Raw genomic sequence first — 24,876 nt, forward strand, 5'->3', positions numbered from 1 at the left:
TCAGTCGGTCCGACCGGTCGCGCCGTTCTTCTCGGCGGTGTCGTCGTGCACCGCAGTGTGGTCGTGCGCAGTGTCGCTCGTCGCCGCAGTGTCGCTCGTGTCCGCAGTGTCGCTCGTGGCCGCGGCATCGCTTGCGGCCGAAGTTTCGTTCGTGGCCGCAGTGTCGTCGCTCGCCGCGTTCTCGGCGCGGTCACGCGGAATCTCGACGACCTCGACGGCCGCATCGTCGTACGCGGCGTACTGCGGGGACCCTGCGCCGGTGGGCAGGGTCGTATCCGAGTGCGCACCACAGCCGTACTCGGCGTGCACGACGTGCCCGTCGGCGGCGAATTCGTTTCCGCACACTCCGAACGCCGCACGCAGCGATCCGCCGAGCGGGAGGTAGAAGCCGCACAGGCCGCAGGTGGAGGGAGCCGCCTTGGCCATTTCCGAGTTCGGTCCGTAATCGCCCTCGTACCACCGCTGCGCAGCGTCGAGGCGACCTTCGAGGCTCATCACCTGCTTGCGGCCCAGCCCGATCTCGAGGGCTGTCTCGTCGACCTCCGGATCGCCGGACAGCACATAGCCGGGCACGAGCCTGGGATCGTCCTGAAGCGGCGCGAGCAGATCGCCCGGTCCGAGGTCGCCGGGCCGGATCCGCTCGTTCCACGGAATCCACTCGGGCGCGACCAGCGAATCGGGACCGGGAAGAAGGACGAGTTCGCTGAGCGTCACGTGGTCCGCTCCCGGGACCGCAGCGACCACGACGGCCCACTGCCATCCGCGGTAGCCGGGGAGTTCGGCCGTGAAGCGGTGCGTGGCTGCGTTCTCGTTCTCGAAGGTCACACCGAGATACGCACCGATTCCGCCTTCCCCGAGTTCGACGAGTGCGGCTCGGGCGACGTCGACGGCACCGGCGAGCAGAGATCGCACCGCAGGGTCGACCGCAGGGTCCGTACCGGGGGCAGTGGCAGAAGGCACAACACTCACGAGGCCCATTCTGCCGTACCAGGGCGGCGGCGTGACCCCGGGTGGCGAGAACCTGATGCCATGATGAGCGCGTGCGCCGTCTTTTCCTCTCCGCCACGCTCGCCCTGACGGTCTGCGCGGCAACCGCGGGGTGTGCGGACCGGCAGATCGAGGAACCGGGAGCACCCCTGGAACAGCTCCGCGCCGAGATCGTCGCGACCCACCCGCACGACCCCGGCGCGTTCACCCAGGGACTCGAAGTCGACGGGACAGAACTCCTCGAGGGAACCGGTCTCGAAGGGCGGTCGTGGCTCTCTGCTCGCGCGCTCGACACGTCGGACGTTCCGGCGGTGATCACACAGTCCGACCGTATGCGCGTCGATCTCGACGACGATCTGTTCGGTGAGGGAATCACAGTCTCCGGCGATACCGTCTGGCAACTGACCTGGAAGGACGGGGTGGCGATCGCGCGCGACCGGGACACGCTCAGCGAACGGCGGCGGGTCGATATCGACGGGGAGGGCTGGGGGTTGTGTGCACGCGCGGACGATCTGGTGATGAGCGACGGCTCGGCCGAGCTGACCTTCCGCGATCCGGTCACCTTCGACGAGCGGGACCGCGTCACCGTGCGCCGCGACGGGCGCCCGGTCACGCAACTCAACGAACTCGAGTGCGCCGACGACGGAACGGTCTACGCGAACGTGTGGAAGACGGACGACATCGTCCGCATCGACCCGGCGACCGGGCAGGTGGAGGCACAGATCGATGCGTCTGCGCTGCGCGACGCCCTGCCGGACGGAGCCGCCGACGACATCGACGTGCTGAACGGGGTCGCACAGATTCCCGGCACCGACCGTTTTCTGGTGACGGGCAAGTACTGGCCCGCGCTGTTCGAAGTACGGTTCGTGCCGTGATCGCGTCCGCAGCAGCCGACCACACGGCATGCCCGTCTGCACGCGAGGCGCGTCGTGGGGAAGAATCGGTGACGTGACCGAGCCGGACGAGCAAGCTACCCCCGACAGGGCGGGCAGCCGTGCCCCGGGCTCCCGGCATCCGGGGTACAGCAACTATCCGCCGCCTCGGCGTGTCGCGGGGCGACGCACTCCGCTGCCTCCGCTTCATCCCGTCGACGACGCTGCCCGGCCACCTGGCGGAACGAGGGCTGCGGACTCCCGGAACACCGATGCGTCGTCGTCCGAGGCGCCGCCGAGAGCTCCGCGGATTCCGCGCAAGCTCACCGTCACCCGGGTTGCCGCCCTCCGCAGTCGCGAACTGACCCACAAGGGCATCGCGACCTTCCGGCGGGCAGCGACCGCGGACGGAGCCGACAAGTCGGGTCTGACCGCACTGACCTACGCCACGATGGCGAATTTCGCCTCCGATGCCGCCATTGCGGTTGCGCTGGCGAACACCCTCTTCTTCTCGGCCGCGACCGGCGAGGACAAGACGAAGGTCGCGCTGTATCTCCTCATCACGATCGCGCCGTTCGCGGTCATCGCCCCGCTGATCGGGCCGTTGCTCGACAGGTTGCAGCACGGCCGCCGGCTGGCGCTGGCGACGTCGTTCGCACTGCGGGCGGTGCTGGCGGTGGTGCTCGTGTTCAACTTCGACAGTTGGGCGCTCTACCCCGCGGCCCTGGCGATGATGGTGCTGAGCAAATCGTTCGCCGTGCTCAAATCCGCCGTGACACCGCGCGTGCTGCCACCGGAGATAGACCTCGTGCGGGTCAACTCGCGGCTGACGGTGTTCGGCCTCGTGGGCGGCACCATCGGCGCGGGTGCCGTTGCAGCCGCCGCCGCGTGGGCGTTCGGCTCGTCCGGGGCACTGTGGTTGTGCGCCGCGATCGCCGCTTTCGGCGCCTACCTGAGCATGCGGATCCCCGCGTGGGTCGAGGTCACCGAAGGTGAAGTCCCCGCGACGCTGTCGTACCGCGGGTCCGACGCCCCCACCGAGGTGCTCGACACGAAAACCGAGGTCATCCACACCGGCAACGGCAAACGCAAGCAACCTCTGGGCAGAACCGTGGTCACCGGTCTCTGGGGCAACGGCACGATCCGGGTGCTCACCGGCTTCCTCACGCTGTTCATGGCATTCGTCGCGAAGGCCACCACCGATCACGATCCGATCATGCAGGCCGCGACCCTCGGTCTCGTCGGTGCCGCCGCCGCGGTCGGCAACTTCGCCGGCAACGCGACCGGCGCGCGACTGACGCTGGGGCGTCCCGCGCTCATCGTCGTGCGTTGCGCCGCGGCGGTCGTGGTCGTCGCCGCAATCGTCGCCGCAACCGATCACGTGCTCGCCGCAGCGCTCGCGGCGTTGATCGCGGCGTGCGCGAGCGCTCTGGCGAAGGTGTCGCTGGATGCGTCTCTGCAGCAGGACCTGCCGGAAGAGTCGATCGCCTCCGGCTTCGGCCGCTCGGAAACCGTGCTCCAGCTCAGCTGGGTCTTCGGCGGTGCGCTCGGAGTACTGCTCCCCACCGAGCTGTGGCTGGGCTTCTCCGTGGTCACGATCATCCTCATCGTGGGATTCGTGCAGACACTGCTCACATACCGTGGGGGAACGCTGCTGCCGGGACTCGGCGGTCGCAGGCCAGAACACGTCTCCACGGAGACAGGCACCGGGCGGACCGTTCGTCCCGGTGGACACGCAACCGGAAATGGGAATCGATGAACCTGCAAGCTCGGACGAAGAAGACGATCGCACTGATTGTGGGGGCCCTCGTGGTCGTCGCAGCGGTTTTCACCGCGGTGGTGTGGAAGCTCGTCGACTCCGCCGAGCCCACCCCGCCCCAGGTCACCGCGTACGCCCACGGGACTTCGGTGACGGCGAACCCCACCCAGTACTGCAACCTCTACCTCGAGGACTGCACCGAGCAGCCGATCACCACGCTCGACGTGCCGGCGGGTTACCCGCTCCAGTTGTCGCTTCCGGCGGAGGTCTCCGACGCGCCGTGGCGGCTCATCGCCGTGTACGGCGACACCGAGACAGGACAGACGTATCTGGACGGCGTGATGTTCGAGTCCGGTGCGCAGCGCGCGGTCACCGTCCCGAGCGACCCGTCGATGCAGTTGCTGGGCGTCGAAATCCAGCTTCCGTCGGCTGTCGTCGACGAGGCGGGCGAGCCGATCGCGCACGCCGTGTGGGCCATTCAGACGTTCTGACCCGAACCACGGTCGAAGGTCCGAGAAAACAACGATGGCGCGTGTGGTCCGGTCCGGACCGCACGCGCCATCGCTTTCACGAAATCAGTGATCGAGTTCCCGGGCGATCGCGCGCATGACCTCGGAGATCGTCTGCCCCGCCTTGCGGTCCGGGTAGCGACCGCGCCCCAGATTCGGCTGAACCGTCGCCTCGAGCAGCTTGATCATGTCTTCGATCATGCTGTGCAACTCGTCGGGCGAGCGCCGCTGCTTCTGTTGCGGTGCTGCCTCCCGGCGACCCGCGGTCTGGCGGAGCGTCGGCTGCTCGAGCAGTTCGACCTTGAGGGCCTGCGGGCCTCGGCGGCCGGCGGCCATACCGAATTCGACGCGCTGTCCGGGCTTGAGCGCCTCGACGCCTTCCGGCAGCGCGGAGGCGCGGACGTAGACGTCCTCACCGTCGTCCTGGGACAGGAATCCGAATCCCTTTTCGACGTCGTACCACTTCACCTTGCCGGTTGGCACCGCGCTCACCCGCTCCTCGACAGCCGCGCCCCGTGGGCACGCGTGGATTGCACAACAACTGGACATGCACAACGCGCCCCGACTCGGTTGGAGCGGGACGCGTAGACGATTCCCAGTGTACCCCGAGTCATTTGCCCGGTTCCTTTTGCAGAGGACTACCGTGGACGGCGTGGGTAATTCTTCCTCCGCTTCCTCCAAAGCTCCCGGCAACGGCCTCCTCAAGGCCGCCGTTGCGTGTTTCGTCGTCGGTGTCGTCGCGGTCGTGGCCATCTTCCTGGTCCCCGCGCTGACGGACGGGACGCCCGGTCTGCTGCTGTATCTGCTCACGCTCGCGTGGCCGCTCGGATTCGCCCTGGCTGTCGCATTCGCCCTGAAGTCGGGCCGCCGCGCCCGGGACGGTAGGAATACATGAGGGTCCTGCTCAACATCATCTGGCTGGTCTTCGGTGGCTTGTGGCTCGCGCTCGGCTACTTTCTGGCCGGCGTGATCTGCTGCATCCTCATCATCACGATCCCGTTCGGGATCGCGTCGTTCCGGATCGGTGTCTATGCGCTGTGGCCGTTCGGCAAAACGACCGTCGAGAAGCCCGGTGCGGGCGCCGCGTCGCTGATCGGGAACGTCATCTGGATTCTGGTGGCGGGTATCTGGCTGGCGCTCGCCCACATCACCACCGCGATCGCCATGGCGATCACGATCATCGGCATTCCTCTGGCAATCGCCAACCTGAAGATGGTCCCGATCTCTCTGATGCCCCTCGGCCGGGAAATCGTTTCGGTGGACGCACGTCCCCAGTACCTGTGACCTTAGTCACATCACGGCGCAGTAACAAACCGGCCTCGATAGAGGATTGAGTCATAACGCACGCGACTACCTGCGCCTTCGCATGCCTCCCGCCCCTGATACCCGGAGTCCCGGCCGAATAGTCGCGCGTTATCAAATGGTGACACTCGACCGTCGAACCGTTACGGTCATGACCGGTCGAACCGCCTGGTTCGGCCGGTCCGAATCCGCCGCGCCAAATTCCTGTCCCGCGGATTCGGAGGTCCCGACGAAAGATCCACGGGGACAGGAAACGGGGGACCCAACCGGTCTCCCAGGGAATCGCCCGGTTCGCCGAACGATTTCCAGGAGGCCCGGACCGACGCCAGCGCCGGTCCTAGGGGTGAAGCCGTACCGCTCCCAGGAGCATGCGATCCGTCACCGACGGAACGCGACGGCCGGGCTACCTCTTCAGCCCGAACCCGACAGCTGACCTCGTAGGTGCGTACGGAGAGGAAATCCCGATCATGAGCGGACGCCATCGCAAGCCCTCCAACACCGGTCGTACCGTCGCGAAGTTCGCGCTGACCGGCGCAGTCCTCGGTGTCACCGGCGTCGCCTTCGGCGGCACCGCTGCGGCAGCACCCGATTCGGACTGGGACCGCCTCGCACAGTGCGAGTCCGGCGGCAACTGGGCCATCAACACCGGCAATGGCTACCACGGTGGCCTGCAGTTCTCCCCCAGCACCTGGAACGCGTACGGCGGCAACGAATACGCCCCCACCGCAGAGCAGGCCAGCCGCGAGCAGCAGATCGCTGTTGCCGAGCGCGTCCTCGCCGGCCAGGGATGGGGCGCATGGCCGTCCTGCTCCTCGAGCCTGGGCCTGTCCAGCGCCGCTACCCAGCGCGCTGTCGACGCGACCCCGAGCACGCCGTCCACGCCCGCTGCCCCGAGCGTCAGCAACGCGGTGCCGCAGCTTCCCGAGACCGCCGCACTGCCCCCCGAGGCCCAGAACATCATCGCCGGCTTCGAGCAGGGCGTCGAAGCCCTCCAGGATGCCGGCATCCAGCTCGATCCGAGCGTCCTCGACGCCGTCCGCGCCGTTCTTCCTCAGTAGTTCTTCACGGCACAGCAAAGAGCCCCGCACCGATGCCGGTGCGGGGCTCTTTGCTGTGCCGTGAAGGTGAACGAAGCGTCCACCGTCGATACGCCCGGCCCCTTCCGGGGCCGGGCACGACGAAGAATCAGCGGTTGATGACCGTGCGGGGATGCGTGTAGGGCAGGTCCTCGACCGGCAGAGGGAAGTGCATGTCCTCGCCGTAGGGCGAGAGCGGGCCGGTGCGCGTGGAGGACAGTTCGGTGACCGCATGGTCTCCGTCCGCCAGCTCCGGCCATCCGCGGTCGACGTACTGTTTCTTCGAAGAGGTAGCCATGCCGCCCATTTTGGCAGGTGAGTTCGTGGTGGGCCACCTCAGGTCTCTAATCTGAAACGGATGACCTCGACCACCCCCGCGCCCGACACCGCACCGGACTCCCTCGCCCTCTGGTTGTCGGGCCGACGCGACACCGAACTGGCCGCTGCCCTGCACGCGCGGCCCGACCTCGTCGTCCCGCCACCTGCGACGATGGCCGTCCTGGCGAGCCGCGCGCAGCAACGCGCGTCGGTCTTCCGGGCCGCCGACGACCTGACCACCGCAGACTTCGGCATCATCGCCGCGCTCGCCGGTCTCGGCGCGGTCGACGCGGCCGTGTCCCGCACCGACCTGCTCGAGGTGCTCGACGGACGCATCCCCGTCAAGGCGACCGACCGGATCCTGGGCAAGCTCCGTGGGCTGTTGCTCGTGTGGGGACCCGCCGAAAGCCTTCGGCTCGTCCCCGCCGCGGTGGACACCGTTCCGTGGCGGATCGGACGCACCGGCGACGTCGACCTGCCGTCGCGGGAAGAACTCGAGGCCATGCTCGACGAACTGGAGCCCGCACAGCGCGGGATCCTCGACACTCTGGCCCGCACTTCGCCGGTGGGGCGCACCCGTGATGCTGCTCCGGGCACCCCCGAGGACAGGCCCGTCCAGAAGCTTCTCGCTGCGGGACTACTCATCCGCATCGACGACGAGACCGTGGAACTGCCCCACCGCGTGGGTCAGGCGATCCGCGGGGACGCGCCGTTCGATCCCGGGTCGCTGACCGCACCCCGCGCGCCCAAGGCCGTGCGCGCCCTCGCGGACGTCAACGCCACCGCTGCCGGTGCCGCGCTCGAACTCCTCCGTCATTGTGAGGATCTGCTCTCGGCCCTGGGCGACCAACCCGCGCCCGTCCTCAAGGCCGGAGGGCTGGGAGTGCGGGAACTCCACCGCCTGGCGAAGACGGTCGGTATCGAAGATCAACATGCCGCGCTGCTCGTCGAGGTGCTCTCGGCCGCCGGGCTTCTCGCCCGCGGAATCCCCGACCCGCCTCCCCCCGGGGACATCGACGACCACTGGGCTCCCACCACCTCGGCCGACGCGTGGCTCACCGCCCCCACCGCGCACCGCTGGGCGGTTCTGGCGGGGGCGTGGCTGGGCATGGCCCGTCGGCCGTGGATGGCCGGCCGGCGCGACCAGAGCGACAAGCCGATAGCCGCGCTGTCCGACGAAGTGAAGTCCACGACCGCCGTCCGCGACCGGCGACTGCTGCTGGAGGTGCTCGCCGACGTCCCCGGTTCCGCACCGGACATCGCGGAGATACGAGCCGTTGCCGCGTGGCGCCGGCCGCGCTGGGCAGGCCGCTTCGACCTCGACACGGTGACCGAAACGGTGCGTGAGGCCACCGCGCTCGCTCTGGTCGCGCACGGCAGTCTCGCGTCGGCCGGAAAAGCCCTTCTGCACGGCGGAGACGCCGAGTCGGAGATCGCCGCCGCCCTACCCGAGCCCGTCGACGACGTGCTCGTGCAGGCAGACCTGACGGTCGTTGCGCCCGGGCGGCTCGTGCCCGAACTCGCCGATCGGATCGCACTCGTCGCCGACATCGAATCCGCCGGCGCCGCGACGGTGTACCGCATCAGCGATGCCAGCGTCCGTCGCGCGCTCGACGCCGGTGTGGGTGCAGGCGACCTGCACGCCCTGTTCGCCGCCCATTCGCGCACCCCGGTGCCGCAGGCGCTCACCTATCTGATCGACGACGTCGCGCGCCGGCACGGTCGGCTGCGCGCCGGAGTCGCCAGTTCGTTCGTGCGTGCCGACGATCCGGCACTTCTCGCGGAAGTGCTTTCTGCGCCTGTCGCGACCACGCTGGCCCTGCGCGCGGTCGCTCCGACCGTCGCGATATCGCAGGCGCCGCTCGCCGAGGTACTCACCGAGTTGCGGGCGGCGGGATTCGCGCCCGCGGGCGAGGATTCGTCGGGCGCGGTGGTGGATCTGCGTCCGCGCGGAGCGCGGGTCACGGTGCCCCGCAGCCGGGCCCGGTATGCGGGTCCCACTCCCCCGAACGAGGAACAACTCGCGACGCTCGTGCGCACGCTGCGTGCCGGAGATCGCACGGAGTCCGCGTCATCGGGCGCCTCCGCGCGGGGTGACGGTAGCCGTACCGGTGGCGCTGCGACGCTCGCGCTGCTGCAACTGGCGTTGCACGCGCACCGCAGCATCACGCTCGGTTACGTCGATGCACAGGGCGTGGCGACACGTCGCATCGTCGATCCCGTGGCGGTCGGCGGTGGGCAACTCGAGGCCTTCGATCCGGCCACCGGGTCGGTTCGTAGTTTCGTGCTCCACCGGGTGACCTCCGTCGCGCTCGTCGACTGAGCGCAACAGCCGGAGAACGCGCGAAATGCCCGACAGCTGAGCCCATTTCGGCGACGACCTAGACGACACCGTTGTCGTCGCGGACGAGCACGAACGGTGAGGCAGCCACCCGTGACCACGCGCCGCCCGCGAAGGTCATGCCGAGCAGCGTGCCGTCGTCGAGAGCGCGGAACTCGTCTCGCACCCAGCGCCAGGGCACCGGCGCGGCATGCTGCGGGTCGGTGCCGTACGAGACGACCAGTGCGTCCCCGCCGTCCAGCCAGGACGTGTCCACGAAGGTTCGCGTGGGCAGGATGTCGTGCACGGTGCCGTCGGCACCCCGGACCAGATTGACGGCACCACCCGTACCGTCGAACCGCTTGCCGTACCAGCGGCGCATGCCCGCGAGCGCGATGGCACGGGGCGCGACCGCACGCAGGATCGCGGGACCGACGAAGACCGCACGGTACGTCCCGTGGACCTCGCCGGGCGCGGGCGCCCGAAGGTCCGTGAACCGCGATCGCAGTTGCCCCAGGGACCGCGGCAACGTGTCGATCGCACTTACCTGTTCACCGTGCACGAGATCCTCCTTCGACGGCCGCACGTGCGCGGCGCAGTGTTCGCCGTCACAACCTACCGTCGCCCCCGTTCTGCACGAAAGCGCGGGGCGATCGGCGGTCCACCGGGCAACTGGCTTTTTTTATAAAATCCGTTATGGTCTGGACTTGTCGAATGTTCGACCATTCCCGAAAGGAACCAAAAATGGCCGACAAGGGCAAAACTTTGAAGAAGCCGTCGCAGTCCCTGAAGGAGCGACGTGCAGAAAAGCGCCAGAAGCAGGTCGAGGAGACCGAATTCATCAAGAAGCGCAAGCGGCACTGAGAGACCTCCGACGCACGACGACCTCCGGACACGACGTGAACACATCCTCAACCACCCTCCTCGACGACCTGTACGAGCACTTCACAGCCCTAGCCGAACGCGCGGGAGCCGATGACTCCCCTCCCCCTTTCGTGAACGGCTTCCGGTCGGGACTGGCGCGCGCCCGCCTGTTCGTGCTCGACGCACAAGCCGGCGAGTACTCCCGGACGGTGTGATTTCCGGAAGTTTTCCGGAAATTCGGCAACAAAAGAAGCGAAAGACGGGAATCGAAAAGTGAAAAGGACGATGTCGGCCCTGGACAGAATTCAGGAACGCCTCGAACACGAATTGGATTCTTCACCCGCCCTGTCGGAAAAGGACGCGGGTTACCGCTCCGGAATTTCGGAGGCGCTCGTGTGCTTGATGGAGGTGCGGCGCTCGCTCACAGGGTGACCTCGGCGGCACCGATGGCCCGTGGGTGGCGCACCGTGCCTCCGGCCGGGAGAATAGGAGAGTTCTACTCTCGAACCCAGGAGGCATTCGTGGCCGACGGACCCTTGATCGTCCAGTCCGACAAGACCGTGCTGCTCGAGGTCGACCACCCACGTGCCGCCGAAGCCAGACAAGCCATCGCGCCGTTCGCCGAACTCGAGCGAGCCCCTGAGCACATCCACACCTATCGGGTGACACCGCTCGCCCTCTGGAATGCGCGGGCGGCGGGCCACGACGCAGAGCAGGTCGTCGATGCGCTGGTCAGCCACTCCCGGTTCGCGGTTCCGCAACCGCTGCTCGTCGACATCGTCGACACCATGGGCCGGTACGGGCGACTGCAACTGGTCAAGAGCCCCGTCCACGGCCTCACGCTGGTGAGCCTGGACCGCGCGGTGCTCGAAGAAGTGCTGCGAAACAAGAAGATCGCTCCCATGCTGGGCGCGCGCATCGATGACGACACCGTCGTGGTGCATCCCAGCGAGCGCGGCCGCGTCAAGCAGATGCTGCTCAAGATCGGGTGGCCCGCCGAGGACCTCGCGGGTTACGTGGACGGCGAGGCACACCCGATCACGCTCGACACGGAGTCGAACCCCTGGCACCTGCGCGACTACCAGGAGATGGCGGCCGACGCGTTCTGGGCCGGCGGATCGGGCGTCGTGGTGCTGCCGTGCGGAGCGGGAAAGACGATGGTCGGCGCCGCCGCCATGGCAAAGGCCGGAGCCACGACGCTCATCCTGGTCACCAACACCGTTGCCGGGCGGCAGTGGAAGCGCGAGTTGATCGCGCGTACCTCCCTCACCGAGGAAGAGATCGGCGAGTACTCCGGCGAGAAGAAGGAGATCCGCCCGGTCACGATCGCCACGTACCAGGTGATCACCCGCAAGACGAAGGGCGAGTACCGCAACCTCGAACTGTTCGACTCCCGCGACTGGGGTCTGATGATCTACGACGAGGTGCACCTGCTTCCCGCACCGGTGTTCCGGATGACGGCCGACCTCCAGTCGCGGCGACGCCTGGGGCTCACCGCAACCCTCGTGCGTGAGGACGGCCGTGAAGGTGACGTGTTCTCCCTGATCGGCCCGAAGCGCTACGACGCGCCGTGGAAGGACATCGAGGCACAGGGGTGGATCGCCCCGGCGGACTGCGTCGAGGTGCGGGTCACGCTCACCGACGCGGAGCGGATGGCCTACGCGGTCGCCGAGCCGGAGGAACGGTACAAGCTGTGCTCGACCGCGCGCACCAAGATTCCGGTGGTCAAGTCGATTCTGGCGCAACACGCGGGCGCTCCGACCCTCGTCATCGGCGCCTACATCGATCAGCTCGACGAGCTGGGTGCGGCCCTCGACGCCCCTGTCATCAAGGGGTCCACGCGCAACAAGGAACGGGAGGCGCTGTTCGACCGGTTCCGGTCCGGCGAGCTCGAAGTGCTCGTGGTCTCGAAGGTCGCGAACTTCTCCATCGACCTGCCGGAGGCGTCGGTCGCCGTGCAGGTGTCCGGAACGTTCGGCTCACGGCAGGAGGAGGCGCAGCGTCTCGGGCGGCTGCTGCGGCCCAAGCACGACGGCGGGCAGGCCCACTTCTATTCGGTGGTCGCGCGCGACACGCTCGACGCCGAGTACGCGGCCCATCGGCAGCGCTTTCTGGCGGAGCAGGGGTACGCGTACCGGATCACCGACGCGGACGACCTGCTCGGGCCGCAGATCGGCTGACACCTCTCACGTTCCGCAGACGGTTCCGCCGAGTTGCCCTGCATCCGCGTCCAATATGCTGGGCCACGTGCGCCGATTCGAGTTTCCCGTCGACCTGTCCCACGCCAAGGCCGTCAACCAGACGCTCGCGGAGGTGCATAGCCTCCGCCGGTCCGCGGTGATCGTGGCGCTGCTGTGCGGCGCGGGTGCGGCGTGGCTCTTCGTCCTGGGGCACACCTGGTCGTACATCGTCGGCTCGGTGCTCGTCGTGGCTGCCGCAACGTCGGTGTGGGTCGCGCTGTGGGCTCCCCGCAAGGTCGGCACGATCGAGGAGCTCTACCACGACAGCCCGCTGGTTCCGGCTCTGGTCGCGAGGACACGGGCCCGTGGCCTGACGCTGCTCGCGCTGATCGACATCGCCAAACCGACCGAGGGCGCGGCCGAGGGCGCGCAGCGGCACCATTACGCCCTCGTCACCCGCGACGTCCAGGCCATCCCCGGCCACCGCGCGAAGGTGGGCGAGCGTGTGCCGTGCGTCGCCGTCCTGTCCGACCGCACCACGCGCAACAAGTCCGGCGTGTGGCAGATGGTCAGCCCCATGCCGATCGCATGGGCCACTCGCGATGCCTCGGTCCTCGCACGAGCCACCGCAGCGATCGACGAAGCGGAATGGACGCTGCTGAAGTCGAAACTGTCGTCCGCGGACGAAATCAATGCCAGCAACGAGCGCCGGGTCGAGCTCGAGCTGAAAGAACTTCCGCCGGGACTTCGCTGACATGCAGCCCTCGGTCCTGACCGACGGCACGGTCGTCCTCTCGGTCCCCGATAGCGGTGACGTCGACGCGATCACGGAGGGATGCCGTGATGCGGAAGTCGCGGCCTGGACCACCGTTCCGCACCCGTACAGCCGCACCGACGCCGTCCGTTTCGTGGAAGACATCGTTCCGAGCAAGTGGGCCGACGGTCTCCCCGACTGGGGAATCCGGATCGGTACCGACGGACCGCTGCTGGGGATGATCGGCTTCGTGCAGCACGGAAGCGGCGCGCCCGAGATCGGTTTCTGGATGGCTCCCGGGGCACGTGGCCGCGGTGTCGCCACCGCCGCCGCACGCCTGGTGTGCGACTTCGCCTTCGCCCGAGAGGGCTTGCACACCTGGCGCGTCGAGTGGCGCGCACTGGTCGGCAACGTGCCGTCCGCCGCCGTCGCGCGCCGTCTCGGGTTCCGGTACGAGGGGGTCGCCCGGCACGGCACCCTGCAGCGGGGCACGCCGCGCGACGTGTGGGTCGCGGCCCTGCTGCCGGACGACCCCCGCGAACCGGCGGACGGCTGGCCGATCTGAGCGCCCCTACGCGAGGTGCGGGAGAACTTCCTTCTCGAGCAGTTCGATGCCGGTTGTGTCGTAGGCCGCCTCGGGAAAGTAGAAGATGGCGTATTCGAGGCCTTGCTTCTTCAGTGCCGTGAGGTTCTCGACGATCTGCTCGGGCGTACCCACGGCGGGCATCCCCCGGAACGCGTTCAGCGACTCGTCCGCCTTCTCTGCGCCGACGATCGGTTCGAGTCGTGCCTTCAGCGCCTCGAGCCTGTCCTGCACCTCTCGTTCGGTGCGTCCGATCGCTACGTTGTAGTTGGCCGACCGCACGATCGCGTCGAAATCCGTACCGACGTCGGCACAGTGCTCACGCAGAATCTGCGATTTGTGGGCGAACCCTTCGGGAGTGCCGTCGAAGTTGGTGTACTGCGCGTACTTTGCCGCGATCTTCAACGTCACCTTCTCGCCGCCCCCGGCGATCCACAGCGGGATGCCACCCTCCTGGAGGGGCAGTGGCCGCACGATCGCCCCGTCGACCTGGTAGTGCTTGCCGTCGAGTGTCGCCTTTCCCGTGGTCCACGCCTGCTTGAAGATCTGCACGCCTTCGTCGAGGCGTCGCAGCCGTTCTCCGGCGGACGGGAAACCGTAACCGTAGGCGCGCCATTCCTGCTCGTACCATCCGCCGCCGATACCCATCTCCACTCGTCCGCCGGAGATGATGTCGGCGGTCGCTGCCACCTTCGCGAGGTAGGCGGGGTTGCGGTAGCTCATCGCAGTACACATCTGGCCGAGCCGGACGCGGTCGGTCACCGCACCGAATGCGGACACGAGCGTCCAGGCTTCGTGGGTGGCCTCGTCGGTGGGTTCGGGAACGGTGTGGAAATGGTCGTAGACCCAGATCGATTCCCACGGGCCGCGGTCGGCGCGCATCGCGAGATCGCGCATGACCGGCCACTGATGGGCGGGATCGATCCCGACCAGATCCAATCTCCAGCCCTGAGGGATGAAAAGTCCGAATCGCATGGGGTCCTCACTCGAGTCGATGGTCTGTGCCCATTGTTGCCGGGCCGAGTATTCCGAGTACGGTACGGGCGGTGCCCGTCCGTCCGCCCGCCGGGAGCGGGCCGGCGACATTTATCGTCCGGAACCGCCTGGGGTCGAGTGCTATTCGGTGCGGTAGAACCGCCCCACGTCGTCGAGCCGCGCGCGTAACGCCACCAGGATCGGACGTTGGCCCTTCACCAGTTTGTTTTCGGCATCGGACATCGTGATCCAGCGCGCGTCGTCGACTTCGGGAATCGTGAGCTTCTTCCCCGAGCGCGGCGGCCACTCGATTTCACACGTGTTGCTCGAGACGAACCGGAGGTCGGCCGACGTCTCCCCCGTGTAGACACTCACCACCTTGCCGGACGCCTGGCGATAACGACCGAGCAACGCCAGCGGCACCTCCGGGGCCGGAAAGCCGCACTCCTCGTCGAACTCGCGCAACGCGACCTCCCGAGGGTCCTCCTCGGGTCCGTACTCACCTTTGGGCACCGACCACGCGGCAGTGTTCTTGCCCTTCCAGTACGGCCCACCGGGATGTACGAGCCAGAGTTCGAGCAGTCCGGTGTCGTCGATGCGGTAGAGCAGCAGACCTGCGCTCGTCACCGGCATCGCTCACCTCCGTGGACCCTCCGGACGCGCCCGGACTCCGGTCCGTGACGGTGATCCTGCTCGTAGCATCGAGAATATGCGCGCTTCCGGGCTTGCGGAATCATTCGAGGAACACCGCGTTCACCTGTTGTCGGTCGCCTATCGCCTCACCGGGAGCGTCGCCGACGCCGAAGACGCCGTCCAGGACTCCTGGCTCCGCCTCGCGACCGTCGATGCCTCGCAGATCGGCGATCTGCGCGCGTGGCTCACCACCGTCGTGGGGCGGCTGTGTCTCGACAAACTCCGGTCCGCGGCGGTACGACGCGAGAAGTACGTGGGCCAGTGGCTACCCGAACCGATCGTGACCCCACTCGCCGGCACCCACCCGCCCGATCCGCTCGAGCAGGTGGTGCAGAACGAGGACAACCGGCTCGCAGCACTGATCGTCCTCGATGTCCTTCCACCGGCCCAGCGCATCGCTTTCGTGTTGCACGACGGATTCGGGGTGCCCTTCGACGAGATAGCGCGCATTCTCGGCGTCGCATCACCGGCGGCGCGGCAACTCGCGTCCCGCGCTCGGCGTGCCGTGGCCGATACTCCGCCTCCGACGTCGGCCACCGAGCACGACGATGCGGTGGCGGCGCTGATGGCGGCCTTCGCTGCGGGCGACATCGACGGCGTGATCGCGGTTCTGCATCCCGAGGCCCGCCTGATCGGCGACGCCGGCGGCACCACCTCGACCGCACTCAACGTGGTGCTCGGGGCCGACAAGTTCGCTCGCTTCTTCATCGGGCTGACCCGCCGTTACGGCGCGGACGCGTTCGCCGTGTTCGAACCGGTCCGTGTCAACGGTGAACTCGGCCTTCTCAACCACGGTGTGCGCGCGGATACCGGTAAGCGCGGATACCCGCCGCGGGTGACGGCGTGCACGGTCCGCGACGGCCGCGTGTGGGCCGCCTACGATCTGGCCAACCCGGCGAAACTCCGTCGCGGGGTCCTCGTGCCGTTGGGCCACAGCTGATTCCGTGCCTGGACCGACGATCGCCTCTAGGCTCGGCACTATGGAACAACGCCTCAGCTTGGTGACTCTCGCGGTCGAGGACGTCGACCGCGCCCGCGAGTTCTACATGGACGGGTTGGGTTGGTCCGCGGTGATCGAAGAACCCGGCGAGGTGGTGATGATCCGCGTCGGTGCGCACGTGATCCTGTCGTTGTGGGCCCGCACCGAATTCGAGGCGGAGGTCGGCCCGACATCGTGGAGCGGGGTTCCACCGGTCACCCTCGCCCACAACGTCGCGACCCGCGACGAAGTGGACGTGGTGCTCGAGACCGCCCGCCGGGCAGGCGCCGATCCGGTGTCGGGCGGCACCGAACGGGTGTGGGGCGGTTACACGGGCTACTTCGCCGATCCCGACGGCTTTCGGTGGGAGGTCGCCTGGAATCCCGGATCCATCGCCGCCATCGTGTTGCCCGAATGACTCACCGCTTCGTCGACATGAGTCACTGCTCCGTCGCCACGAGTCACTGCTCCGTCGCCACAGCACTCTCCGACCACGGCACACGGCACGCGTCGGTGCTGAATCCCTGATCGTAGATGCCGAGCGCCGAGTTCATCCGAGCGCGCATGTTCTCGAGGGCGATCTGATAGGTCAGTTCCACCGCACCCGCCGGCCCGAACCTTCGTTCGAGGTCCGAGACCTGCTCGTCGGTCACCGTCGCCGCGACGTCACCGGTCATTGCGTCCGCATAGGCGATCGCGGCCTTCTCGTCGTCGCTGTACAGGTCGGAGGTCGCGTAGTCGGCGATGTGGGCGAGGCGATCGGTGTCGAGACCTCCCAACCGCTGCAGCATCGTGCCGAAGTCGATGCACCAGGAGCATCCGAGTGTCCATGCGACTCGGTACACCGCGATCTCCCGTACGTTCGCCGGCAGCACCTTCGAGGCCCGTTCGACCAGCATTTCGTGCACCCCGGATGCCCGTATCAGTGGGGGATGGTGTGCGAGCACCGTGAACGGTTCGGGAACAACCCCGTAGCGGCGTGCAGCGTAGGCGTAGGTCGCGCGTGTGACGCGACTTGCCCGGTCGGGGGTGACCGGTTCGATTCGTGGCATGACGTCCTCCTGGTCTCGTCGCGGCCCGGAACTCCTCACCGGTTCCGTAGGAGCCGTTTCCATAGGGACGAGGCGGCAGGCCCGAACGTGACACGCCGGACGCTAGGCTTCACGCGTGGCTGATTCGACGAGACCGGGGACAGGACGCACCGTCGCCCGGTTACGACCGTTCGCGTCGACGATCTTCGCCGAGATGACCGATCTGGCGATCCGGCACGGGGCCATCAATCTGGGCCAGGGTTTCCCCGACGTCGACGGACCCCCGGAGATGCTCGAAGTCGCGCGGCAAGCCATCGCCGACGGCGTCAACCAGTACCCGCCGGGGTCCGGGATCCCGGCGCTGCGCGAGGCCGTCTCCGCCGACCGCGCCGCCCGCTACGGACTCGCGCACGATCCCGACGGGGAAGTACTCGTCACTGTCGGGGCGACGGAGGCGATCAGCGCGGCCGTCCTCGGTCTCGTCGAACCCGGCGAGGAGGTGCTGCTCACCGAGCCGTACTACGACTCCTATGCCGCGGCGGTGGCGCTGGCCGGCGCGACGCGCCGCACGGTCCCGCTCACCCGCGCCGGGGCCGGCTTCGTGCTCGACGTGGATGCGCTGCGCGCCGCGATCACCGACCGGACACGCATGATCGTCGTCAACACCCCGCACAACCCCACCGGCACCGTGTACGACGAGGAGGCGTTGACCGCCCTCGCCGAACTCGCATGCGAACGCGACCTGCTGGTGCTCTCGGACGAGGTGTACGAGCACCTGGTGTTCGACGGACGGCGGCACATCCCGCTCGCGTCCCTGCCGGGAATGGCGGAGCGTACGGTCACCGTGTCGAGTGCCGCGAAGACGTTCAACGTCACCGGATGGAAGATCGGCTGGGCACTCGGCCCGCGTGAGCTGATCGACGGAGTCCGCGCCGCGAAGCAGTTCCTGACTTTCGTGGGCGGCGCACCGTTCCAGCCCGCTGTTGCCCACGCCCTGAACCACGAACAGGCGTGGATCAGCTCGATGCGCGACGACCTGCAACGCAAACGCACCCTGCTGTCCGATGCCCTGAAAGATGCCGGATTCGGCGTGCTGGATTCGGCCGGAACATATTTCGTGTGTGCCGATCTCACACCTTTCGGCTATCGCGACGGTGTCGCATTCTGCCGGGAACTCCCGGAACGCATCGGTGTCGCCGCGGTCCCCGTCAGTGTGTTCGTCGACGATACGAAAGCCTGGAACCACCTGGTGAGATTCGCATTCTGCAAACGAGACGACGTACTCGCCGACGCGGTCGGCCGGTTGCGCACTCTGCAGGAGGCCGTTTAGACCATGTCGCGGCCCACCATTCCGTCCGACTTCGTGTCGCGGGCGGTGCGCACCGGCGCCGACGCGGGAATCGACCTGCAACCCGCGCTGGACGCAGCCCGGATCAGTCGCGCGGTGCTCGCCCATCCTCACGCGCGCCTGACGCCGGCGCAGGTCAGCCGCTTCACGCAGGTCGTATGGCAGATCACCGACGACGAATTGTTCGGGCTCGCACCGGGTCCGGTACCTCGCGGCATGTTCCGCGTCATGTGCCTGACGCTGATCCACTGCCCCGATCTCGCCCACGCCCTCACCCGCATGGTCGAGGTCAACCGCGTGGTGCGTTCGCTCCCCCAGTTGTCGCTGACTCGGGGCGATGCGACCACCCATCTCGATGTGGCGCTGCCCGACGTCGTCGACGAGAAAACGCGCGTGACCGTCGATTTCCTGCTCATGCTTCTGCACCGCTTCGCCGCGTGGCTGGTCGGGGGAAGAATCCGCCTCGAGTCCGTGATGCTGCCGTATGCCGAACCCGACCACGTACTCGCACGGAGCTACGACGCGATGTTCGGCGTCCCCGTGACGTTCGGTGCCGGGCGCGCGGCATTGGAAATCCACAATTCCGCGCTCACGTCGCCGCTCGTGCAATCCGAGGCATCGCTCGACGAGTATCTCCGCGACTCACCCAATCTCATTCTCTCCGAGCGGGATTACGAATCGACGGTGTCGGCACAGGTGCGGCGCATCTTCGAATCCGGTATCAACGGGCGCACCGCGACGGCGGAGGACATCGCGGGGATGCTCACGGTGAGCCCACCGCACCTGCGCCGCTTGCTGCGTCAGGAGGGCACGTCGCTCGGGCAACTGCGCGAGGAAGTGCTGCGTGATCTCGCGATCGCCGGATTGCGACGCGGTGAGCCCGTCGACGACCTGTCGGCCCGCCTCGGATTCTCCGAGCCGAGTGCCTTCCGGCGCGCATTCAAAAGGTGGACGGGAAACACGCCGAGCACCTACCGCGCGCACCGCTGACGATCCGAGCGAGCCACCGACGCACAACGGAACCGCTCCGCTTCTGTCACCGGTCACAAGATCCGTGCGCCACTCACTCGGGTTGCATAACCGCATCCGGAATGGGAACGTCGGAAGGAGTGAAACTCTGTCGACTGGGGAGAGGGTGAAGCGCCGTTATGCTCGCTGCGGTAAAGGACGAGTATCCGACCCGGAGCCGGACCACTTGTGAATCCTTCGAGAGACCGGACCCGGTGGTGTGGGGTACGGCCACCGAAGGACCGTTGGCGGCGGAGGCCGTCGCCGAATACGACCGTCGAGGATTCCATACCGCAGAAGCACTTCTCCCTGCGAGCGACGTAGGAAATCTCCTCGAGGAGACATCCCGGCTGGGTCTGGAACTCGGTGACGACGAGCGCGTGATCCGCGAGCAGGGTAGCGGGGACGTGCGTTCGGTGTTCGACGTCCACCTCCTCAGCGACCTCGTGGCTTCCATCGTCCGCCGCCCCGAAATAGCCGGAATCGCACGGCAATTGCTCGGATCCGACGTCTACGTCCACCAATCCCGGCTCAACGTCAAGCCGGGATTCCGTGGCGGCCCGTTCTACTGGCACTCGGATTTCGAGACCTGGCACGCCGAGGACGGGATGCCCAAGCCGCGCGCACTGAGCATCTCGCTCGCGCTCACCGAAAACTACGGCTACAACGGCGGGTTGATGATCATGCCGGGGTCGCACCGGACTTTCGTCTCGTGCGCCGGCGACACTCCCGAGAACTACTTCCGCCAGTCGCTCGTCACCCACGTGCCTCCGACGGGATCACCCGACGAAGACCATCTCACCCGGATGGCCGCCGAGTTCGGCATCTCGACGTTCACCGGATCTGCCGGTTCTGCAACGATTTTCGACTCGAACTGCATGCACGGGTCCAACGGGAACATCACGCCGTTCCCGCGCTCGAATCTCTTCGTGGTGTTCAACAGTGTGGAGAACACCCTTGTGGAGCCGTTTGCCGCAAAGGACCCGCGTCCCCCCTACTTGGGGAGCCGGGACTTCACACCGCTAGCCTGATCCGAGTCGGCGCCGCGCGAGGCTGGGGGCGCGTCGCGGAAGCGGTCGTTGTCGCGCCCGGCTTCGCCGGTCACAGGCGCGCTGCCCTTTGCGGACTCTCCCGACGTGTCGGCAGGCCGAGCTTTATCGGCAGGCAGGGCCGGATCAGCGGCGGAATCGGTCTTGCTCACGGGCATCGCGCGTCCGGCGCCACCGGAGAACAGTCGCGAGAGTGTGAATCGGCCTCGGGCCGGATCGTAGAGCCGATATCCGGCGTAGGCGGCGCAGTGAGCCAGCCACTGCACGCGCATGGCGCGTGCGGCCTCCGGGCTCATCCGGCCGTGCAGTTCGTAGATGCGGAACAGCGACCGGGTGTAATCGGTGTATGCCAGGGGCGGAGTCAGAGCCCGGCGGGGAGAGATGTCGACGAAGAGATCCGTCAATTGGGCGATCTCGATATCGTGCTCACGCAGACACAAGGCGAGGTCCACATCCTCGTGGATTCCGGGGTCGGTGCTGACCGCGTACCGCACCTGTTCCCATGCGGAGCGCCTGATCGCCATGTTGGCTCCGTGGATATTGTTGATCCGGCGTTCCCCACCGAAGGAACCTTGCGTCACTTGCTTTTCGTAGAACCGCTGCTTCACCCCGCGAAACGGGGAGTCGTACGAGTTGTTGAGACCACTGATCGCGCCGACGGCCGCCACGTCATCTCGGGCAAAGAACTCCCGAGCCGTACGCGCCCACCCCGGGCGCACCCGTGTGTCCGCGTCGATCCGCCCGATGATCGCGCCCTCGGCGGCATCGAAACCCGCGTTGCGGGCGAACGCGACACCGGGGGCGCTTCTCCGTGACGAGCCGGACGATCGGATTGGCGGCCGCGATGGCCTCGACGATCTGCACCGTATTGTCGGTGGAATTATTGTCTACCACAACAATTTCGAGAATGTCGTCCTGCTGCTCGAGAAGAGCCGCCAGGCAGGGCCCGATGTAGTGCTCCTCGTTGCAAGCCGGTACGACGATCGATAGTGCACCCCCAGACATGGCGTCGACGCTACCGCACGTCGGCGCCCTTCTCCTTACGTACCAACGCCGTTAGCGTTTCATTCTGATTGTCCGTATAAGGGACCGGGCTGCGTCCGCCTGCGCGTCAGTAGATCGGAAAATGCGCGAGGACAACAGGTTTCCACGGCGTCGGTGCCTTCGCTTCGATGTCTCCTGCATTCGCCCCGACAGGGCGTCGGGGCGAATGCAGGACACCGGGTAGATCAGGCGCGACGAACATCAGGCGCGACGCGCACGCACCGCCTCGGCGAGGCGATCGAGCTGGGCCACGGTGGTCGCCCAATCGATGCACGCGTCGGTGATGGACTTGCCGTATTCGAGCTTGTCGGCCTCCCCCAGCGTGAGGTCCTGGCGACCGGCTTCGATGAAGCTCTCCAGCATCAGGCCGACGATGCCGTCTTCGCCGGCTTCGAGACGCTCCGCGATGTCGGTGACGACGTCGACCTGCTTCTCGTGGTTCTTGCTGCTGTTTCCGTGGCTCGCGTCGACGACGACCCGCTCGGGCAGCCCGCCCTTGCGCAAACGCGCCATCGTGTCGGCGACGGTCGAGGCATCGTAGTTCGGGCCGGCGCTGCCACCGCGGAGGATGACGTGGCAGTCGGGGTTGCCGACCGTCTGGATGAGCGCGGCCTGTCCGTCGAGGTCGGTGCCGGGGAACACGTGGCTGGCGGCCGCGGCGCGGGTGCCGTCGACCGCGACCTGCACGTCGCCTTCGGTGGAGTTCTTGATCCCGACCGGCATCGACAGGGCGCTGCACAACTGGCGGTGCACCTGGCTCGCGGCGGTGCGGGCACCGATGGCGCCGTAGGTGACCAGGTCGGCGTAGTACTGCGGGAGGATCGGATCGAGGAACTCGCATCCGACGGGCAGGCCGAGGCTCGACACGTCGAGCAGCAGCTTGCGACCGATGCGCAGCCCGGTGTTGATGTCGTAGCTACCGTCGAGGTGCGGGTCGTTGAGCAGACCCTTCCAGCCGAGCGTGGTGCGCGGCTTCTCGAAGTACACGCGCATGACGATGTGCAGGTCGTCGCGCAGTTCGTCGGCCTTCGCGGCGAGCCGGCGGGCGTAATCCATGGCTGCGGCGGGGTCGTGGACCGAGCACGGACCGACGACCACGACGAGGCGGTCGTCGGTGCCGTTCAGAATGTTGACGGTGTCGGCGCGTCCGGATCGGACGGTCGCGGCCACGACTCCGTCGGGAGCGTATTCGGCACGGATCTCCGACGGCGCGGCGAGCGGGCTCACCCGCACGGTGCGCTGTTCGTCGAGGTCGGTGGTGGAGATTCCAGTGGTGGAGCTCATCGGGTTGCGTTCCTGTTCTCGGTGAAGGAAGCCGACCCGGAAGAACCCTGAGATCCCGTCGAGCCGGTCTGTATCCGGCTCGTGGGTGAGGAAGTCAGCGCGCGGTCACGCCGACCGACCCACCCAGGGCCGGCCCGCTAAACCAAAAATAGGTGCGCTGCATAGCGACGGACTCTACCAGACGGCCACGAGCGGGCACCGGGACCCACTACCGGGACCCACTACAAGGGCACGACTACGACCGACGAATATGGTGGAACACGCTGCGCCACAACGCGATACCCATCGCCTCGACAGCTCTCGAAAACGAACTTCTCGGCCGGCTTTCCGGCCGCGGTCATCGCCGTGCGCGCAGGATGTCACTGATCGTGTCGGCGAGTCCGGGTTCGTCGGCGAGGAGAGCCAGCGTCACCGCTTCGAGCGTCGCGTTGCGCTGCCGGATCACTTGGGCCATGCATCCCTGGGTGTACTCCCACGCGATCAGCGAGGCGTCGTGCATGTCGTGCAACTCGAGTAGGCGGGCCAGTTCGCCGACACTCAACTCCACGGTGCCGAACACCGGATCGGCCTCCGTGGCGACGGCAAGGCGGTTGCGGATGTCGTCGAGAAGACGATCGTCGGCCGGGGTGTCGTCACTGTGCACGCACGAGATCCTAGGTTTCGATGGCCGGGAGGCCACCCTGACGCCACGGGACCCGCTCCGGGTCGCGGAGCATCCGGCGGGCGGTCGACATGCGATGCACCTCGTCGGGGCCGTCGTAGATCCTGGCGTACCGAGCCCGCCGGTACATCGCTTCGAGCGGGGTGTCTGCCGTCAGGCCCAACGCGCCGTGCACCTGAATCGCGCGGTCGACGACGTCGTGGAGCATCCGTGCGCCCCAGAATTTGATGAGCCCGATCTGCACGCGGGCATCTTCGCCGGAGTCCATCACCCGGGCGGCGTCGAGCGTCATGAGGCGCGCCGCCTGGATCTGCGCCGCCGATTCGGCGACGTACCGCTGGATCTCTCCCTTTTCCGCGAGCAGCGACCCGTGTGCGAATCGGCTGTTGGCGCGCTCGCACATCAACTCGAATGCGCGTTGCGCCTGCCCGAGCCAGCGCATGCAGTGGAATATCCGGCCGGGGCCGAGGCGATCCTGCGCGACCAGGAAGCCGTTGCCACGCCCGCCCAGCACGTTCCCGAGGGGGACCCTGACATCGGTGTAGCGCACCTCGTAATGGTCGCTGGGGTCGTATCCCATCGTCGGAATCGACCGGACGATCTCGAAGCCCGGTGTATCGGTCGGGACGATGACAGCGCTGATTCTGCGATGGAGCGGTGTGGAGTCGGGTTCGGTACGCACGAACACGGTGCAGAAAGCGGCCTGCTCGGCGCCTGTCGTGAACCACTTGTGACCGTTGATCACCCACTCGTCCGCGTCCAGCCGGGCGGTGGTCTGCACGAGCACCGGGTCGGACCCGGCCACCTCGGGCTCGGTCATACCGACGGACGGCAGGATCTCACCGGAGACGAGACCGGGGACCCATCGTCGACGTTGTTCCTCGGTGCCGTGCCGATGCAGCATCAGCGCGTCCTGCATCGACACCGACCCGACGGCGAGCTGACCGTACTCGGACCTGCCGATGATCTCGTTGAGGTACACGAAGTCGAGGAACGGAACCCCTCCGCCGCCGATCTCCTCGGGGTGTCCGAGCGCCCAGAGGCCGAGTTCCTTCGCGCGCTTCCTCAGCCCGTCCAGAGCGGCGGCGCCGTCGTCGTCCTGTCGCGACAATTCGCCCTCGAGCGGGATAACCTCGTCGTCGATAAAGGAACGCATCCGGGTGCACAGCTCGGCCACCCGCCCCGTCGGCCGATTCGCAGTCATGGGCGCCAATCTATCCGCACACGTGTGCCCTCACATCGCTTTCAGCTGGGCAGGGTGTGGACGGCGCGACGCCGGG

Annotated in this window: 28 protein-coding genes and 1 riboswitch; of the genes, 16 read left to right on the forward strand and 12 right to left on the reverse strand. The window is 67.4% G+C overall.

Annotated features, from left to right (window positions below; all coding sequences use genetic code 11):
• Nucleotides 1-978: a DUF3027 domain-containing protein gene (locus AC0B44_RS02280; protein ID WP_471901288.1), complete on the reverse strand. Its 978-nt coding sequence runs from the start codon at nucleotides 976-978 to the stop codon at nucleotides 1-3.
• A 62-nt stretch (nucleotides 979-1,040) separates the two neighbouring features.
• Between AC0B44_RS02280 and AC0B44_RS02285 the strand changes: the two genes are divergently transcribed.
• From AC0B44_RS02285 to AC0B44_RS02295, 3 genes are all read left to right on the forward strand, one after another.
• The gene (locus AC0B44_RS02285; protein WP_471901289.1) at nucleotides 1,041-1,862 is read left to right on the forward strand and encodes a glutaminyl-peptide cyclotransferase; all 822 of its coding nucleotides are present in this window, start codon (nucleotides 1,041-1,043) and stop codon (nucleotides 1,860-1,862) included.
• Nucleotides 1,863-1,935: 73 nt separating this feature from the next.
• A complete protein-coding gene (locus AC0B44_RS02290) occupies nucleotides 1,936-3,618 on the forward strand; it encodes an MFS transporter (protein WP_471901290.1) in 1,683 nt (560 codons plus the stop codon).
• Entirely contained in the window at nucleotides 3,615-4,109 is a 495-nt protein-coding gene (locus AC0B44_RS02295) for a DUF2771 domain-containing protein (RefSeq protein ID WP_471901291.1), read from the forward strand. The genes AC0B44_RS02290 and AC0B44_RS02295 overlap by 4 nt, the downstream gene beginning before the upstream one ends.
• Before the next feature lie 84 nt (nucleotides 4,110-4,193).
• Here AC0B44_RS02295 and AC0B44_RS02300 read toward each other — a convergent pair whose 3' ends face one another.
• Nucleotides 4,194-4,610 (reverse strand): cold-shock protein, encoded by a 417-nt coding sequence (locus AC0B44_RS02300; protein ID WP_471901376.1) that lies wholly within the window; start codon nucleotides 4,608-4,610, stop codon nucleotides 4,194-4,196.
• A 169-nt stretch (nucleotides 4,611-4,779) separates the two neighbouring features.
• On the opposite strand from AC0B44_RS02300, the gene AC0B44_RS02305 reads away from it, so the two are divergent.
• The 3 genes from AC0B44_RS02305 to AC0B44_RS02315 all read left to right on the forward strand — a co-directional run bounded on the left by AC0B44_RS02305 (nucleotide 4,780) and on the right by AC0B44_RS02315 (nucleotide 6,487).
• Nucleotides 4,780-5,022, forward strand: coding sequence for a hypothetical protein (locus AC0B44_RS02305; RefSeq protein ID WP_471901292.1), 243 nt, complete (start codon nucleotides 4,780-4,782; stop codon nucleotides 5,020-5,022).
• Entirely contained in the window at nucleotides 5,019-5,411 is a 393-nt protein-coding gene (locus AC0B44_RS02310; RefSeq protein WP_471901293.1) for a YccF domain-containing protein, read from the forward strand. The genes AC0B44_RS02305 and AC0B44_RS02310 overlap by 4 nt, the downstream gene beginning before the upstream one ends.
• Nucleotides 5,412-5,658: 247 nt before the next feature.
• A riboswitch (cyclic di-AMP (ydaO/yuaA leader) is annotated at nucleotides 5,659-5,889 on the forward strand.
• A gap of 7 nt (nucleotides 5,890-5,896) precedes the next feature.
• Nucleotides 5,897-6,487: a transglycosylase family protein gene (locus tag AC0B44_RS02315; RefSeq protein ID WP_471901294.1), complete on the forward strand. Its 591-nt coding sequence runs from the start codon at nucleotides 5,897-5,899 to the stop codon at nucleotides 6,485-6,487.
• A gap of 127 nt (nucleotides 6,488-6,614) precedes the next feature.
• On the opposite strand, the gene AC0B44_RS02320 is transcribed toward AC0B44_RS02315, so the two are convergent.
• Nucleotides 6,615-6,803 carry a hypothetical protein gene (locus AC0B44_RS02320; protein ID WP_072702024.1) on the reverse strand — a complete coding sequence of 63 codons (189 nt, stop codon included), beginning with the start codon at nucleotides 6,801-6,803 and terminating at the stop codon, nucleotides 6,615-6,617.
• A gap of 60 nt (nucleotides 6,804-6,863) precedes the next feature.
• Between AC0B44_RS02320 and AC0B44_RS02325 the strand changes: the two genes are divergently transcribed.
• On the forward strand, nucleotides 6,864-9,146 hold the full coding sequence (locus AC0B44_RS02325; RefSeq protein WP_471901295.1) for a helicase-associated domain-containing protein: 2,283 nt from the start codon (nucleotides 6,864-6,866) through the stop codon (nucleotides 9,144-9,146).
• Between the two features lie 58 nt (nucleotides 9,147-9,204).
• Here AC0B44_RS02325 and AC0B44_RS02330 read toward each other — a convergent pair whose 3' ends face one another.
• Complete coding sequence (locus AC0B44_RS02330) at nucleotides 9,205-9,705, reverse strand: hypothetical protein (RefSeq protein ID WP_471901296.1); 501 nt, start codon at nucleotides 9,703-9,705, stop codon at nucleotides 9,205-9,207.
• A 337-nt stretch (nucleotides 9,706-10,042) separates the two neighbouring features.
• Here AC0B44_RS02330 and AC0B44_RS02335 point away from each other — a divergent pair, with 337 nt between their 5' ends.
• The 4 genes from AC0B44_RS02335 (at nucleotide 10,043) to AC0B44_RS02350 (ending at nucleotide 13,506) form a co-directional block, all read left to right on the forward strand.
• A complete protein-coding gene (locus AC0B44_RS02335) occupies nucleotides 10,043-10,222 on the forward strand; it encodes a hypothetical protein (RefSeq protein ID WP_471901297.1) in 180 nt (59 codons plus the stop codon).
• 306 nt (nucleotides 10,223-10,528) lie between these two features.
• On the forward strand, nucleotides 10,529-12,187 hold the full coding sequence (locus AC0B44_RS02340) for a DNA repair helicase XPB (protein ID WP_471901298.1): 1,659 nt from the start codon (nucleotides 10,529-10,531) through the stop codon (nucleotides 12,185-12,187).
• Between the two features lie 67 nt (nucleotides 12,188-12,254).
• The gene (locus AC0B44_RS02345) at nucleotides 12,255-12,941 is read left to right on the forward strand and encodes a DUF3239 domain-containing protein (RefSeq protein WP_471901299.1); all 687 of its coding nucleotides are present in this window, start codon (nucleotides 12,255-12,257) and stop codon (nucleotides 12,939-12,941) included.
• A gap of 1 nt (nucleotide 12,942) precedes the next feature.
• Nucleotides 12,943-13,506: a GNAT family N-acetyltransferase gene (locus AC0B44_RS02350; RefSeq protein WP_471901300.1), complete on the forward strand. Its 564-nt coding sequence runs from the start codon at nucleotides 12,943-12,945 to the stop codon at nucleotides 13,504-13,506.
• Between the two features lie 6 nt (nucleotides 13,507-13,512).
• Here the strand turns inward: AC0B44_RS02350 and AC0B44_RS02355 are convergent, their stop codons facing one another.
• Together AC0B44_RS02355 and AC0B44_RS02360 are read right to left on the reverse strand one after the other, a co-directional pair.
• A complete protein-coding gene (locus AC0B44_RS02355; RefSeq protein ID WP_471901301.1) occupies nucleotides 13,513-14,499 on the reverse strand; it encodes an LLM class F420-dependent oxidoreductase in 987 nt (328 codons plus the stop codon).
• Between the two features lie 141 nt (nucleotides 14,500-14,640).
• On the reverse strand, nucleotides 14,641-15,132 hold the full coding sequence (locus tag AC0B44_RS02360) for an NUDIX hydrolase (RefSeq protein WP_471901302.1): 492 nt from the start codon (nucleotides 15,130-15,132) through the stop codon (nucleotides 14,641-14,643).
• A gap of 76 nt (nucleotides 15,133-15,208) precedes the next feature.
• On the opposite strand from AC0B44_RS02360, the gene AC0B44_RS02365 reads away from it, so the two are divergent.
• Both AC0B44_RS02365 and AC0B44_RS02370 read left to right on the forward strand, forming a co-directional pair.
• The gene (locus AC0B44_RS02365) at nucleotides 15,209-16,132 is read left to right on the forward strand and encodes a sigma-70 family RNA polymerase sigma factor (protein ID WP_471901303.1); all 924 of its coding nucleotides are present in this window, start codon (nucleotides 15,209-15,211) and stop codon (nucleotides 16,130-16,132) included.
• 40 nt (nucleotides 16,133-16,172) lie between these two features.
• Nucleotides 16,173-16,589, forward strand: coding sequence for a VOC family protein (locus tag AC0B44_RS02370; protein ID WP_471901304.1), 417 nt, complete (start codon nucleotides 16,173-16,175; stop codon nucleotides 16,587-16,589).
• Nucleotides 16,590-16,632: 43 nt separating this feature from the next.
• Here AC0B44_RS02370 and AC0B44_RS02375 read toward each other — a convergent pair whose 3' ends face one another.
• Nucleotides 16,633-17,223: a carboxymuconolactone decarboxylase family protein gene (locus tag AC0B44_RS02375; RefSeq protein ID WP_471901305.1), complete on the reverse strand. Its 591-nt coding sequence runs from the start codon at nucleotides 17,221-17,223 to the stop codon at nucleotides 16,633-16,635.
• A gap of 115 nt (nucleotides 17,224-17,338) precedes the next feature.
• On the opposite strand from AC0B44_RS02375, the gene AC0B44_RS02380 reads away from it, so the two are divergent.
• From AC0B44_RS02380 to thpD, 3 genes are all read left to right on the forward strand, one after another.
• Nucleotides 17,339-18,532, forward strand: a complete 1,194-nt coding sequence (locus AC0B44_RS02380) for a pyridoxal phosphate-dependent aminotransferase (RefSeq protein WP_471901306.1) — start codon at nucleotides 17,339-17,341, stop codon at nucleotides 18,530-18,532.
• A gap of 3 nt (nucleotides 18,533-18,535) precedes the next feature.
• Nucleotides 18,536-19,540 (forward strand): AraC family transcriptional regulator, encoded by a 1,005-nt coding sequence (locus AC0B44_RS02385; protein WP_471901307.1) that lies wholly within the window; start codon nucleotides 18,536-18,538, stop codon nucleotides 19,538-19,540.
• Nucleotides 19,541-19,698: 158 nt separating this feature from the next.
• Nucleotides 19,699-20,589, forward strand: a complete 891-nt coding sequence (gene thpD / locus AC0B44_RS02390; protein ID WP_471901308.1) for an ectoine hydroxylase — start codon at nucleotides 19,699-19,701, stop codon at nucleotides 20,587-20,589.
• Here thpD and AC0B44_RS02395 read toward each other — a convergent pair.
• The 5 genes from AC0B44_RS02395 to AC0B44_RS02415 form a co-directional block, all read right to left on the reverse strand.
• The gene (locus tag AC0B44_RS02395) at nucleotides 20,553-21,356 is read right to left on the reverse strand and encodes a glycosyltransferase family 2 protein (protein WP_471901377.1); all 804 of its coding nucleotides are present in this window, start codon (nucleotides 21,354-21,356) and stop codon (nucleotides 20,553-20,555) included. The genes thpD and AC0B44_RS02395 overlap by 37 nt on opposite strands.
• Entirely contained in the window at nucleotides 21,277-21,612 is a 336-nt protein-coding gene (locus AC0B44_RS02400; protein ID WP_471901309.1) for a glycosyltransferase family 2 protein, read from the reverse strand. Before AC0B44_RS02400 ends, AC0B44_RS02395 begins: the two co-directional genes overlap by 80 nt.
• Nucleotides 21,613-21,852: 240 nt before the next feature.
• Nucleotides 21,853-22,935, reverse strand: coding sequence for a 3-deoxy-7-phosphoheptulonate synthase (locus AC0B44_RS02405; RefSeq protein ID WP_471901310.1), 1,083 nt, complete (start codon nucleotides 22,933-22,935; stop codon nucleotides 21,853-21,855).
• A 337-nt stretch (nucleotides 22,936-23,272) separates the two neighbouring features.
• Nucleotides 23,273-23,578 (reverse strand): hypothetical protein, encoded by a 306-nt coding sequence (locus AC0B44_RS02410; protein ID WP_471901311.1) that lies wholly within the window; start codon nucleotides 23,576-23,578, stop codon nucleotides 23,273-23,275.
• 10 nt (nucleotides 23,579-23,588) lie between these two features.
• Complete coding sequence (locus AC0B44_RS02415) at nucleotides 23,589-24,800, reverse strand: acyl-CoA dehydrogenase family protein (protein ID WP_471901312.1); 1,212 nt, start codon at nucleotides 24,798-24,800, stop codon at nucleotides 23,589-23,591.
• Nucleotides 24,801-24,876 lie beyond the last annotated feature (76 nt).

The sequence above is a fragment of the Rhodococcus sp. NPDC019050 genome (assembly GCF_055664235.1).

What these genes read in the sequence shown, in the direction of transcription:
- AC0B44_RS02415 (WP_471901312.1), bottom strand. Translation starts at nt 24,800, where the DNA reads ATGACTGCGAATCGGCCGACGGGGCGGGTGGCCGAGCTGTGCACCCGG.
- AC0B44_RS02295 (WP_471901291.1), top strand. Translation starts at nt 3,615, where the DNA reads ATGAACCTGCAAGCTCGGACGAAGAAGACGATCGCACTGATTGTGGGG.
- AC0B44_RS02280 (WP_471901288.1), bottom strand. Translation starts at nt 978, where the DNA reads ATGGGCCTCGTGAGTGTTGTGCCTTCTGCCACTGCCCCCGGTACGGAC.
- AC0B44_RS02385 (WP_471901307.1), top strand. Translation starts at nt 18,536, where the DNA reads ATGTCGCGGCCCACCATTCCGTCCGACTTCGTGTCGCGGGCGGTGCGC.
- AC0B44_RS02325 (WP_471901295.1), top strand. Translation starts at nt 6,864, where the DNA reads ATGACCTCGACCACCCCCGCGCCCGACACCGCACCGGACTCCCTCGCC.
- AC0B44_RS02360 (WP_471901302.1), bottom strand. Translation starts at nt 15,132, where the DNA reads ATGCCGGTGACGAGCGCAGGTCTGCTGCTCTACCGCATCGACGACACC.
- AC0B44_RS02370 (WP_471901304.1), top strand. Translation starts at nt 16,173, where the DNA reads ATGGAACAACGCCTCAGCTTGGTGACTCTCGCGGTCGAGGACGTCGAC.
- AC0B44_RS02355 (WP_471901301.1), bottom strand. Translation starts at nt 14,499, where the DNA reads ATGCGATTCGGACTTTTCATCCCTCAGGGCTGGAGATTGGATCTGGTC.
- AC0B44_RS02375 (WP_471901305.1), bottom strand. Translation starts at nt 17,223, where the DNA reads ATGCCACGAATCGAACCGGTCACCCCCGACCGGGCAAGTCGCGTCACA.
- AC0B44_RS02315 (WP_471901294.1), top strand. Translation starts at nt 5,897, where the DNA reads ATGAGCGGACGCCATCGCAAGCCCTCCAACACCGGTCGTACCGTCGCG.
- AC0B44_RS02320 (WP_072702024.1), bottom strand. Translation starts at nt 6,803, where the DNA reads ATGGCTACCTCTTCGAAGAAACAGTACGTCGACCGCGGATGGCCGGAG.
- AC0B44_RS02405 (WP_471901310.1), bottom strand. Translation starts at nt 22,935, where the DNA reads ATGAGCTCCACCACTGGAATCTCCACCACCGACCTCGACGAACAGCGC.
- AC0B44_RS02350 (WP_471901300.1), top strand. Translation starts at nt 12,943, where the DNA reads ATGCAGCCCTCGGTCCTGACCGACGGCACGGTCGTCCTCTCGGTCCCC.
- AC0B44_RS02365 (WP_471901303.1), top strand. Translation starts at nt 15,209, where the DNA reads ATGCGCGCTTCCGGGCTTGCGGAATCATTCGAGGAACACCGCGTTCAC.
- thpD (WP_471901308.1), top strand. Translation starts at nt 19,699, where the DNA reads ATGCTCGCTGCGGTAAAGGACGAGTATCCGACCCGGAGCCGGACCACT.
- AC0B44_RS02310 (WP_471901293.1), top strand. Translation starts at nt 5,019, where the DNA reads ATGAGGGTCCTGCTCAACATCATCTGGCTGGTCTTCGGTGGCTTGTGG.
- AC0B44_RS02400 (WP_471901309.1), bottom strand. Translation starts at nt 21,612, where the DNA reads ATGTCTGGGGGTGCACTATCGATCGTCGTACCGGCTTGCAACGAGGAG.